A 12,074-nucleotide genomic window follows, 5' to 3' on the forward strand; every position below is an offset into this window, starting at 1 on the left:
CGGCAACTCCCAGCCAAGTTTACAAGGACGAAATCATGGCGATTGAACGCACCTTTTCGATCATCAAACCCGACGCCACCGAGCGCAACCTGACCGGCGCGGTCAATGCGGTGATCGAGAAGGCGGGCCTGCGGGTCGTGGCGCAGAAGCGCATCCGCATGACCCGCGGCCAGGCCGAGACCTTCTACGCCGTCCACAAGGCGCGTCCGTTCTTCGGCGAGCTGGTCGACTTCATGACTTCGGGCCCGGTTGTGGTCCAGGTGCTGGAAGGCGAGGGCGCTATCCTGAAATATCGCGACGTGATGGGCGCGACCGACCCGTCGAAGGCCGCTGAAGGCACCATCCGCAAGCTCTATGCGAAGTCGATCGGCGAGAACTCGGTGCACGGTTCGGATGCGCCGGAGACCGCGGTGATCGAGATCGCGCAGTTCTTCGCCGGCAACGAGATCGTCGGCTGACACCGTATTGCTGAAAGTGGCGCGGTCTCCCGAGGAGACCGCGTCGAAGTAGAACCGGGGAGCGGCGGACGACCGCCGCCAGGGGCGGCCGCAAGGCCGAATAGGACTCGCTGTGGACTGGCTGTGGCAGATCTTTGATCCGGCGTACATCGGCGCGTTCTTCACCGAATTCAAGAACGAGATGGCGACGCCGACGTTCTGGGTCGCCGTCGGCAAGATCATCTGGATCAACGTCCTGCTGTCGGGCGACAACGCGCTCGTGATCGCGCTCGCCTGCCGCGGGCTCGCGCCGCGCCAGCGCCTGTGGGGCATGATTCTCGGCGCCGCCGCGGCAGTGCTGCTGCGCGTCATCTTTACCGGCATCGTCGCCAGCCTGATGGAGCTTCCCTATTTGAAGCTGGTCGGCGGACTGGCGCTGATCGTGATTGCCGCCAAGCTGCTGGTGCCGGAGCAGGAGGACGAGGACAGCGTGCACGCGGCCGCGCATCTGTGGGCCGCGGTTCAGATCGTCGTCGTCGCCGACATCGTGATGAGCCTCGACAATGTGATCGCCGTGGCTGCCGCCGCTAATGGCAGCGTGCCGCTGCTGGTGCTCGGACTTGCGATCAGCGTTCCCCTAATCGTTGCCGGCGCGGCGCTGATCATGGCGCTGCTCACCAAGCTGCCGGTCCTGGTCTGGGCCGGTGCCGCGCTGCTCGGCTGGATCGCGGGTGACGTCATCGCGACCGATCCCGCCGTGCATCCGAAGCTGGACGCGCTGTTCGCCGGACCGCTCGGTACCAAGCTCGATTCCTGGCTGACGTCGGTCGGGATGTCGCCGCAATTCGCCCATGGCGGCAATGGCGGCGAGATCGCGCTCGCGGTGCTCGGCATCATCGTGGTGCTGGTCGTGGGGTCGATCTGGCGCCGCCACGCACTCCGCAAGGCCAAGCACGCCGCCAAGGCGGCGTGAGCCCTAAATCGCGATGCGATTGGGTCGAGCTCGTTGTTTGAGCATGATCTCCGCGCAAACGCATTCCGCGTTTGTCGCGAGGGAAAACCGCTTCGCACTTTTCCGGATCATGCCCTAGCGCCGCACGATCGAGCCGGCGCGCCCGACCAGCCGCGCCAATTGCTTGAAGCGGCTGCCGACGCGGTCGGCGACCAGATCCACCATCCGGTGCTCGAACACCAGCATCAGCTTGCGGCCCTGGGTGCGGAAATGGGTTGCCGGCAGCACGCCGGTGCGCGCCGCCGTGATCAGATGCGCGACGCGAAATGCGGCGCCGAGCACGCGGGCGCGCTCGTCCATCGCCGGCGTCACCAGCGCGCGGATCTGCGGCGGCGGCTCGTTTTCCTCGCTGAGCCCGGCGTAGCGATAGAACACCGAGAGCGCGACGAAGGCGCGGCCCTGATGCGTGATCGAGCCGAAATTGCCGTTCATGATCAGGCTGAGGGTTTCCTCGCCGCGATGATCGGGATGCACCCGCCAGCCGATGTCGGAGAGCAGGCAGGCGACGTGCCGCAGCCTGCGGTCTTCCTCGGTCTCGCGTAGCCTGACGACGCGCACCAGCCGGTCGGTCCACGCCGTCAGCTCCTGGGCGTGGCGGGCCGAGCGCGACAGCAATTCGTTGAGATTCTGCGCGGCGCAGAGCAGTCCGTCCTTGGCGCGTTCGGCCTGCGGCAGCATCTCGTAGAGCAGGCCCTCGCGTACGCCGAAGGTCGAGAACACGATGGTCTTCGGCTGGGCCACGCGGATGATGTATTCGAGCACGAGCGCGGCATAGGCCAATAGCGGCCGCCGCGCGTCGGCGACCGACTCGATATTGGCCAGCATGTTGGTGGCCGCCAGCCGTCGCAGCCGCTGCGCGAAGTCGAGTGCGTCGGCCGCCGGGATCGAATAGCCGTGCATCACCTTGAGCGGGTAGCCGCTCTGGATGATGTGAATGCGCGCCAGCGCACGCCAGGTGCCGCCGACGGCATAGAAGGTGCGGCCGCGGCCGGTCTTGAGCTGGGCGACGCCGAGCAGCTCGTTCTTGACGATGCGTTCGGCGCGCTTGAGCGATTTGTTGGAGAGGTCCTGCAGCGCGAGGCTGCCGAGCGGCAGCGTCACGCCGCTGCGCACGCGGCTGCCCTTGACATCGATCAGTTCAAGCGAGCCGCCGCCGAGATCGCCGACGATGCCGTTCGGATTGTGCACGCCCGAGACGACGCCGAGCGCGGATAGCTTCGCTTCACGCGGCCCGGTGAGGATCTCGATCTTGGCGCCGCAGATGCGCTCGGCCTTGGCGATGAAGTCCGGACCGTTCTTGGCGTCGCGGCAGGCCGCGGTCGCGATCGCGTAGACGCGGCCGACTTGCTGGATCTTGCACAGCGCACGAAAACGGCGCAGCGCGGTGAGCGCCTTGTTGACGGCATCGGTTGCGAGCAGGCCGGTGCTCTGCACCTCGCGCCCGAGCCCGCACAGCGCCTTCTCGTTGAAGATTGTGATGAGGCTGCGCGCCATCGCCTCGTAGACCACGAGACGAACCGAGTTCGAGCCGATATCGATGACAGCGACGCTGGAAGCGCGCTTCCGCGGCCGCTTCACCGTAAGGCCCCCTTAAGACGATGGCTGCTGACGCTCGTTGCGACGCGTGAGACGGCGCGGTGAAGATTCCTTGAGAGACTTACCACGGCCGGACAGACTCGGATTTGTCATAAAGTAGTCATGCAGATTGAAGGGCTCTTCGCCTTTCGCGGCCTTCATACGCGTTGACGACCCATCCGGCAACAATTGCCAGCTTTGCTCGGTGTCCTTCAGGTTCGCGACCATGATCTGTTCGAGAACCTGCTGATGCACCGTGGGATTTTGCAGCGGACAGAGAACCTCGACGCGGCGGTCGAGGTTTCGCGGCATCATGTCAGCGGACGAGATATACACAGCAGCTTTTGTGCTCGGCAGGCCCTGACCCATGCCGAAGCAATAGATTCGGCCGTGTTCCAGGAACCGGCCGATCACCGATTTGACGCGGATGTTCTCCGACAGTCCCGGCAGCCCCGGCCGCAGGCAGCAGATGCCGCGCACCACGAGCTCGACCGAGACGCCGGCCTGCGAGGCCTCGTACAGCGCGTCGATGATATCAGGGTCGACCAGCGCATTCATCTTCATCCAGACCGCGCCGGGCCGGCCGTGCTTGACGTGGGCGATCTCGCCGTGGATGTGCTCGATGATCCGCTTGCGCAGCGTCAGCGGCGACACCGCCATCTTCTCGATGTCGCTCGGCTCGGCATAGCCGGTGATGTAGTTGAAGACCCGCGCGACGTCGCGGCCGATGATCGGATCCGAAGTGAAGTAGGAGAGGTCGGTGTAGATGCGCGCGGTGACCGGGTGATAGTTGCCGGTGCCGGTGTGCACATAGGTCGTGAGATTGCCGCCCTCGCGGCGCACCACCATCGACAGCTTGGCATGCGTCTTCAATTCGATGAAGCCGTAGACCACCTGCACGCCGGCGCGTTCGAGGTCGCGGGCCCAGCGGATATTGGCTTCCTCGTCGAAGCGCGCCTTCAGCTCGATCAGCGCGGTCACCGACTTGCCGGCCTCGGCGGCTTCCGCCAGCGCGCGCACGATCGGCGAATTGTTCGAGGTGCGATAGAGCGTCTGCTTGATCGCGACCACGTCGGGATCGCGTGCCGCCTGCTGCAGGAACTGCACCACGACGTCGAAGGATTCGTAGGGGTGATGGACCACGAGGTCCTTCTGGCGGATGGCGGCGAAGATATCGCCGCCATGATCGCGCACCCGCTCGGGGTGGCGCGGCACATAGGGCGGGAATTCGAGGTCGGGGCGATTGAGGCGGGTGAGCTGCGACAGCTCGTTCATCGCCAGCACGCCGTCGACCAGGATCACTTCGTCGTCTGCGGCCGACAAGGCGTGCTGCACGAAGATGCGCAGCTCTTCGGGCATCGTGGCCTCGATCTCGAGCCGGATCACCGACCCGCGGCGGCGCCGCTTGAGCGCGGTCTCGAACAGGCGAACGAGATCTTCGGCCTCTTCCTCGATTTCGAGTTCGGAGTCCCTGATGATGCGGAATGCGCCTTGGCCCTTGACGGTGTAGCCGGGGAACAGGCGGCCGATGAAGAGACCGGTGGCCTGCTCCAGCGTGATCAGCCGCGCCGGCGCGCCTTCCTTGGTGGAGGGGATGCGGATGAAGCGGTCGATCTTGCCGGGCATGCGGATCAGCGCGTTCATCGCCTTGCCGTCGGAGATCCGCGACAATTGCAGCGCCACCGTGAAGCCGAGATTCGGGATGAACGGGAAGGGATGCGCCGGGTCGATCGCCAGCGGCGTCAGCAGCGGGAAGATGCTGTGGAGGAAGTGATCCTCGATCCAGCTGCGCTCGGACTTGGTGACGTCGCGGCCGTCGACCAGCTGGATGCCGACCTTGGCCAGGATATCCCGCAGGTCGCTCCAGATCGCCTGCTGGTCGGAGGCGAGCTGCGAGACGGTCTTGTTGATCATCACGAGCTGATCGGCCGGCAGCAGGCCGTCCGGGCTGCGCTCGGTAATGCCCTCGCGGACCTGCGCCTTGATGCCGGCGACACGGACCATGAAGAACTCGTCGAGGTTATTCGCCGAAATCGACAGGAAGCGGACCCGCTCCAGCACGGGATGGCCGAGATTGACCGATTCCTCGAGCACCCGCCGGTTGAAGTGCAGCCAGGAGAGCTCCCGGTTGATGAAGCGTTCGGGGCTGGTCGCGATTGCGGGAATGGCGGGAAATTCCGCCTCTTTTTCTTTGATTTCAGTAGCTTGTGCCGAGTCCATAAAGTGCTGGTCCAATTCAGGGCAGGGGCCGGGGCGGTGTAGCCGAGAGCCGCAGAGACCATGTGATATTGCGATGACGTTTCGATGACATTGATGTTCCGCTCGCCTGCGCCGTCAAGCCGCGGGATGGATCAGGCGTCGCGCAACAGCTCCGCCGCCAGCGCCCGCGTGACGGGACGGCCGAGCCGGAGTGCCTCGGTATCCAGGAGCTCGACCGCCTGCCGGACGGCAACGTAGGAACGCTCGATCCGGTTGCTCAGATAGCTGACCAGCGGTTCGTCCACGCTCATCTGGCGGTCGGCGCAGAACTTGACAATCAGGCCGCGGAACAGCTGGTCGTCCGGCGGCAGCAGCGTCACGGTCGGCACCGCGCGGAGCCGCGACCGCAGGTCGCGCAATTCGATCTCGAACGCCGAGGGCGGAATGCGCGCCGTGATCAGCACGTAGGCATCGTCCTGGCGCGCCAGATTCATCAGATGAAACATTGCGCGCTCGTCGAAATCCGCCGGCCTCAGGTCTTCGACGACGAGCGCACCGGTCGCAAGCGCGGTCGGCACCGTGTCGGCGGTCAGCGCATGCGCCGCGGTCGAGCGCGCGCCGGCGCTCTCGGCCCAGATCGCGGCGAGGTGGCTTTTGCCGGAGCCGTCAGGCCCGACCAGCAGCATGATTCGGTTTGGCCAGTCCGGCCAGCCGTCGATCAGCGCCAGCGCCGCCTCATTGGCAGGGCCCTCAAGGAAATCGTCGCGGGTCAGCTTCTCCTCGTGCGGCAGGGCCAAGGCCAATTGACGAGGTTGAACGCTACTGGCCACGCAGGTCTCCAAACCACTTCATTTTAGCCATGCGCAAACGCGTCGCGTTTGTCGCGGGAAAACCGGCTTCCACTTTTCCGGATCCCGCCTACCGAGCTTCGATGGTGCTCATGTGCCGCACCCACTCCACGAGATAGAGGGACACCGAACCCAAAGTAAAGATCGTGACCAGGCCCATCAGGATCAGGTCGTAAGGATGTGGCTGAAAGCCGAAGCCGAGCGAGGCCAGCACCAGCGCTGCGAACGCGACCTGCGCCACCGTGTTCAGCTTCGACACCATCAGCGGCTTCATCTCGACCGGCTTGTCGAACAACCATGACACAATCACGGCGGAGACGATCATGATGTCGCGTGACACCACGAGAATCACGATCCAGCGCGGCACCGCGCCCCAGATTCCGAGCGCGACATAGATCGACACCAGGAGCGCCTTGTCGGCGAGCGGATCGAGCAGGGCGCCGAGCTCGCTCGTCATGTTGAAGCGCTTGGCGAGGAAACCGTCGACCGCGTCCGAGACGCCGGCGATCACGAAGATCGCGAACGCAATCTCCATCTGGCTGGACACGATGGCCCAGACGATCACCGGCACCAGGATGATGCGGCCGAGGGTGATGATGTTCGGAATGCTCAACTTGGATCGCTTCCCGGCTAGAAGCCTGATTTTACTCGATATCCGGCTCTTTTGCGCAGCCGCCTTGTGTTATCTACATAGTATCGCGGCGGCAGCGCCGCGAGCCATTGCGCGGGGGCGGAATTCCTCGTAACCAGCCCCTGATCATCTGGAATTGGGCATGACCGAGCGCAAAAACGGGCTCACTTACGCGGATTCGGGTGTCGATATCGACGCCGGCAATCGACTGGTCGATCTGATCAAGCCGATGGTGCGGGCCACCGCGCGGCCTGGCGCGGACGCCGAGATCGGCGGTTTCGGCGGGCTGTTCGACCTCAAGGCCGCCGGCTTCAAGGATCCGGTCCTGGTGGCCGCGACCGATGGCGTCGGCACCAAGCTGAAGATCGCGATCGAGACCGGCATTCATGGCGGTATCGGCATCGATCTGGTCGCGATGTCGGTCAACGACCTCGTCGTGCAGGGCGCGGAACCGCTGTTCTTCCTCGACTATTTCGCCTGCGGCAAGCTGCACCCGGAGGCCACCGCGCAGATCGTCGCTGGTATCGCCGAGGGCTGCCGCGAATCCGGCTGCGCGCTGATCGGCGGCGAAACCGCCGAGATGCCCGGCCTCTACAAGGATGGCGATTACGACCTCGGCGGCTTTGCGGTCGGCGCGGCCGAGCGCGGCACGCTGCTGCCGACCGCGAATATCGCGGCGGGCGATGCCGTGATCGGGCTGGCTTCCTCCGGCGTGCACTCCAACGGCTATTCGCTGGTGCGCAAGATCGTCGAGCAGTCCGGCGTCGCCTATGACGCGCCGGCGCCGTTCGCGCCGGTCATGACGCTTGGCGCAGCGCTGCTGACGCCGACCAGGCTCTATGTGAAATCCTGCCTGCGCGCGATCCGCGACACCGGCGCGGTGAAGGGGCTCGCCCACATCACCGGCGGCGGCTTCACCGACAACATTCCGCGCGTGCTGCCGAAGCATCTCGGCGTCGGCATCGATCTGGCGCGGCTGCCGGTGCTCCCGGTGTTCAAATGGCTGGCCGAGCAGGGCGGCATCGCCGAACTCGAACTGCTGCGCACCTTCAACTGCGGCATCGGCATGATCGCGATCGTCAAGGCTGATGCGGTCGACGCCGTGACCGAGGCGTTCACCGCCGGCGGCGAGACCGTGACGTTGCTCGGCGAGGTGATCGAGGCCAAAGGCGAGCATCGCGTGATCTATAACGGTCATCTCGATCTCTCGCGATGAAGCGCCGCGTCGCCATCCTGATCTCCGGCCGCGGCTCCAACATGGCCGCGCTGATCGAGGCTGCGAAGGCTGCGGATTTCCCAGCCGAGATCGTGGCCGTGATCTCGAACCGCGCCGATGCCGCCGGGCTCGAGAAGGCGGCCGCCAGCGGCATTGCGACCATCGTCATCGAGAGCAAGCCGTTCGGCAAGGACCGCGCCGGCTTCGAGGCCGTGCTGCAGCGCACGCTCGATGACAGGCAGGTCGAGTTGATCTGCCTCGGCGGCTTCATGCGGCTGTTCACCGCCGAGTTCGCGCGGCACTGGTACGGGCGGATGCTCAACATCCATCCCTCGCTGCTGCCTTGCTTTCCGGGTCTCGATCCGCACGGCCAGGCGTTGCGTGCAGGGGTCAAGCTGTCCGGAGCGACGGTGCATTTCGTGATCCCGGAGACCGACGCCGGACCGATCGTGATGCAGGGCGCGGTCACGGTCGCTGACGACGACACCGCCGAGACGCTCGCCGCGCGCGTGATCACCATCGAGCATCGCATCTATCCGGAGGCGCTGCGGCTGCTGGCAAGCGGCCGGCTCAAGCTCGAAGGCGATCTCTGCAAGACCCTGGGCAGCGGCGCAACCGACCATACGCTGATCGCGCCGGCGCCCTAGCGCGCGGTTGCAGGAGACATCCCCCGGGGTGATGCGGCCGGGGGAGGCATCAGGATGAATTCCGCTGGCAGCGGCGTTCAGTGAACCTTGAGGTTCTCTGCCGACGCCTTGCCGCGGTTCTCCACCAGCTCGTACTCGACGGACTGGTTCTCGTTCAATGTGCTGAGGCCCGCGCGCTCGACCGCCGAGATATGGACGAACACGTCCTTGTCGCCGACGGCTGGCTTGATGAACCCGTAACCTTTGGTCGGGTTGAACCATTTGACGGTACCCTTCGGCATCGTCTCTCTCCCAGTTTAGACATAAAAAAGACGCGGCCACGTTTTCCACGTGCCACGCCACAAGCGGACTTTGCGCTGTCTGTTCACTTCCCGGGTCGTCAGATCCAAAGTCTTCAAGTCCGAAGTTTCGCCTATCGAAGCCCTGTACATCGAAGCCTTGGATATCAACGTCGCGAAACGCACAGTCGAACGGCCGCAATCCGATTGTGAGGGGATTGCAACACGAAAATTGCGCCTTAGCAAGCGCGGTGGTTTTGCGTGACGCAACCTCAGCCTGTGCCGGTCAAGCTTCGGCGCAACCTGTTCGGCCACTGGCCGACTGCCGGTGGAACCTGGGGCGCACCAGGCGAACGGCGCGCGCTAACCCCGGTCCACCCGCACCACGCGGCCCTTGTCGATCGCGAGCGCGAGCTGGCCGTGCTTGAGCTTGAGCGCGGCCTCGCCGAACAGTTCGCGGCGCCAGCCGTGCAGGGCGCCGACCTCGGCCTGATCGCTGGCAGCGATCTGCTCGAGGTCGTCGACGGTGGCGATCACCTTGCTGGCGACGCCGTGCCGCTCCGAGGTCATGCGCAGCAGCACCTTCAATAGTTCGACGGTCGCCGCACCGTTGGAATTGTTTCTCGGCTTTTCCAGCTTGGGCAGCGTGGCCTGGTCGCGGGCGAGCCCGCGCTGCACGGCAGCAATGATGTCGGCGCCCCATTTCGAGCGCTCAAAGCCCTTCGGCAGCGAGCGCAGATTGCCGAGCTTCTCCAGCGAGGTCGGCGCATGGGTGGCGATATCGCCGACCGCATCGTCCTTGAGCACGCGTGAACGCGGCACGTCGCGGCTCTGCGCCTCCTGCTCGCGCCAGGCCGCGACCTCGATCAGCACCGCGAGCTCGCGCGGCTTGCGGACGCGGGTCTTGAGCCGCTCCCAGGCGCGCTCGGGATGGAAGTCGTAGGTCTTCGGCGAGGTCAGGACCTCCATCTCCTCGCTGACCCAGTCACTACGGTCGCGCTTCTTCAGATCGGCATCGAGGGCTGCGAACACTTCGCGCAGATGGGTCACGTCGGAGACGGCGTAGTGGAGCTGCTCGTCGGTCAGCGGCCGGCGCGACCAGTCGGTGAAGCGATGGGTCTTGTCGGGGCGGTGGCCGGTCACGCGGTCGACGAGCTGGTCATAGGCGATGCTGTCGCCATAGCCGAGCACCATGGCGGCGACCTGGGTGTCGAAGATCGGATGCGGGATCGTGCCGGAGAGGTGCCAGACGATTTCGATGTCCTGCCGCGCGGCGTGGAAAACCTTGAGCACGGCCTCGTTCGACATCAAGTCGAAGAACGGCTTGAGGTCGATGCCGGGTGCCAGCGCGTCGACCACGACCGCTTCTTCCGCGCTCGCCATCTGCACGACGCAGAGCAGCGGATAGTAGGTCGTCTCCCGCAGGAACTCGGTGTCGACAGTGATGACCTTGTGTTTGGCGAGCCGGTCGCAGGCGGCGGCGAGGTCGGAGGTCGTGCTAATCAAATCCATGAAGTGTCCATAACGGCTTGACCACACGCGTTCTGCCGAAAGGGCAGCTATGTCAAGGGTCTTGCAGGGATTTTGGCCCTGCGCGGGGTGAGGGACGGGCCGTTTTTGAATTGATTGGGCGTGATTCGAGGGTGTTTTCGGCCCGGTCGTGCCGGCAGTTCGTCGGTCGTCCGCCATCTTCGGTGTCACCGCCCGGCTTGACCGGGCATGACGAACGGGGGCTGAGCGCCACAGGCGATAGCCCGCTGGCGCCGGGACGCACGACCAAAATATCGAAAACAACCCCATGCAAAGGAGCCGACAGCTAGCGGTGTTCGACACGGCAAGTTCGACACGGCAACTTGACACGTCGGGCAAATCAGCGATATTTTTCCATTATTCCGAAGTCATGCGTCGCCACGCTTGGGGCTGTGACATTTGCGGACTTCTGCAACCGACCCGTCATGGTGACGAGGCGCACCGCGCCGTCATTGCGTCCCCACTTGCAGCTTTGATCGCCCGGCTCGACCGGTTGAATCCGCCCAGTATTCCAGAGACAGTTGTGCTCGAACCGAGAGGCCGCGGCGTACTGGATCGCCCGCTTTCGCGGACGATGACAGTCGTAGTGGGGGCGCGCCGCTGCGGGAGCCTGCGCCGTCGGGATGGCGATTTGGGTCAACCGGAATGCTGAGCTTTCTCGGGGGCCGGCTTGCCTGGCCGATCATGGGTGCCGTACTCTGCCAAAGCAACCTGAAGTCGATGACCAACGAGGAGCCGCTATCGTGATCGCGACGCAGCCCGGGGCTGTCACCAGCGAGCTGTTTCAAATCGCCTCTGAAGTCCCAGAACAACGCCGCGATGCAGTGCTCGAGAGCATCAACAGCATCATCGACACGAATTGGCTGACGGAGGAAAAGTTCTGGTCCCACGAACACTCTCCGTTCAAGCCCGACCACGGCATTGTCCTGCTCCATCACGGCGGTGAATGCGTGGCTTACCTCATCATTCAGCGCCTCGCCCTTGCCGGCACGTCGGTGATCTATCTCTCGGGTACCGCCGTCAGAGACACGCATCGTGGTCGCGGCTCTTTCAAGCGGATGTTCGATACCGCTATGACGGCGGAGTTCGGTCACCCGGCGGCGCCGGCTGAATTCTGCTTGTGCTGGCGAACGAGAAATCCCGTCATCTACGTGCTGGGTCGCGCGCAGTGCCGCAGCGTCGTGCCGGCTATCTCGGACGACGCGCGCGGATGATCTCGACGATCTCTGTCTCAAACTGGCTGCAACCCTGTACCCTCGTCAAACCGTCGAGAAGACGACGATGGTGATGCGGAGGGCCTATGGCCGGCTTCGCTATCGCGATGAGCCGACGACCCAAACCTCGCCGGATGTCGACCGATGATTCGCGCAGACCATCCCCAACAGCGCTGATGCGGTGTTCTGTGCCGGATTGGCGAGCAATCGCTGGTCACGGCGCTGAGCAGCGTTGCCAACGACTGGATAACCCAGGACGGGCAACTCAGTGGCAGGGGCTGCCCGCCATAGCGCGCAAAATCGAATGGCTCCGCGCGCAAATTCGTACGTCACGCCATCGTTCGCCGGGCGCCTTTGTCGCGCCGAGTGCCGAGCATGCCGGAGGTCGGATGGTGGCGCCCGAGGGGGCGACTCTGGTTTCGCCTACAGCGCCATCGCAGTCGGCGAAGGGCCAAAATACCGGCGCGTGCGCTATCTCGAATATCTG

General features: G+C 64.7%; 11 protein-coding genes. 5 read left to right on the forward strand and 6 right to left on the reverse strand.

Annotated elements, in window-relative coordinates:
- The first annotated feature begins 35 nt into the window (after positions 1 to 35).
- Together ndk and ACVIHF_RS13030 are read left to right on the forward strand one after the other, a co-directional pair.
- On the forward strand, positions 36 to 458 hold the full coding sequence (gene ndk, locus ACVIHF_RS13025; protein ID WP_016847423.1) for a nucleoside-diphosphate kinase: 423 nt from the start codon (positions 36 to 38) through the stop codon (positions 456 to 458).
- Between the two features lie 112 nt (positions 459 to 570).
- Entirely contained in the window at positions 571 to 1,410 is an 840-nt protein-coding gene (locus ACVIHF_RS13030; protein ID WP_076831988.1) for a TerC family protein, read from the forward strand.
- A gap of 114 nt (positions 1,411 to 1,524) precedes the next feature.
- On the opposite strand, the gene ppx is transcribed toward ACVIHF_RS13030, so the two are convergent.
- The 4 genes from ppx to ACVIHF_RS13050 form a co-directional block, all read right to left on the reverse strand.
- Positions 1,525 to 3,027, reverse strand: coding sequence for an exopolyphosphatase (ppx, locus tag ACVIHF_RS13035; protein ID WP_225159070.1), 1,503 nt, complete (start codon positions 3,025 to 3,027; stop codon positions 1,525 to 1,527).
- Positions 3,028 to 3,039: 12 nt separating this feature from the next.
- Positions 3,040 to 5,244, reverse strand: a complete 2,205-nt coding sequence (locus ACVIHF_RS13040; RefSeq protein WP_076831991.1) for an RNA degradosome polyphosphate kinase — start codon at positions 5,242 to 5,244, stop codon at positions 3,040 to 3,042.
- Positions 5,245 to 5,375: 131 nt separating this feature from the next.
- Positions 5,376 to 6,053, reverse strand: a complete 678-nt coding sequence (locus ACVIHF_RS13045; protein WP_310879486.1) for a P-loop NTPase family protein — start codon at positions 6,051 to 6,053, stop codon at positions 5,376 to 5,378.
- Positions 6,054 to 6,141: 88 nt separating this feature from the next.
- Positions 6,142 to 6,684, reverse strand: a complete 543-nt coding sequence (locus tag ACVIHF_RS13050; RefSeq protein ID WP_028332358.1) for a CDP-alcohol phosphatidyltransferase family protein — start codon at positions 6,682 to 6,684, stop codon at positions 6,142 to 6,144.
- 160 nt (positions 6,685 to 6,844) lie between these two features.
- On the opposite strand from ACVIHF_RS13050, the gene purM reads away from it, so the two are divergent.
- Both purM and purN read left to right on the forward strand, forming a co-directional pair.
- Positions 6,845 to 7,918 carry a phosphoribosylformylglycinamidine cyclo-ligase gene (gene purM, locus ACVIHF_RS13055; RefSeq protein WP_456780653.1) on the forward strand — a complete coding sequence of 358 codons (1,074 nt, stop codon included), beginning with the start codon at positions 6,845 to 6,847 and terminating at the stop codon, positions 7,916 to 7,918.
- Complete coding sequence (gene purN / locus ACVIHF_RS13060; protein ID WP_456780652.1) at positions 7,915 to 8,565, forward strand: phosphoribosylglycinamide formyltransferase; 651 nt, start codon at positions 7,915 to 7,917, stop codon at positions 8,563 to 8,565. The genes purM and purN overlap by 4 nt, the downstream gene beginning before the upstream one ends.
- Before the next feature lie 77 nt (positions 8,566 to 8,642).
- On the opposite strand, the gene ACVIHF_RS13065 is transcribed toward purN, so the two are convergent.
- The gene (locus ACVIHF_RS13065; protein ID WP_016847412.1) at positions 8,643 to 8,846 is read right to left on the reverse strand and encodes a cold-shock protein; all 204 of its coding nucleotides are present in this window, start codon (positions 8,844 to 8,846) and stop codon (positions 8,643 to 8,645) included.
- Positions 8,847 to 9,206: 360 nt separating this feature from the next.
- The gene (rnd, locus tag ACVIHF_RS13070) at positions 9,207 to 10,355 is read right to left on the reverse strand and encodes a ribonuclease D (RefSeq protein ID WP_456780651.1); all 1,149 of its coding nucleotides are present in this window, start codon (positions 10,353 to 10,355) and stop codon (positions 9,207 to 9,209) included.
- Positions 10,356 to 11,116: 761 nt separating this feature from the next.
- Here rnd and ACVIHF_RS13075 point away from each other — a divergent pair.
- Entirely contained in the window at positions 11,117 to 11,587 is a 471-nt protein-coding gene (locus tag ACVIHF_RS13075) for a hypothetical protein (protein ID WP_456780650.1), read from the forward strand.
- Positions 11,588 to 12,074: the final 487 nt, after the last annotated feature.

This window comes from Bradyrhizobium sp. USDA 4506, from assembly GCF_054058795.1.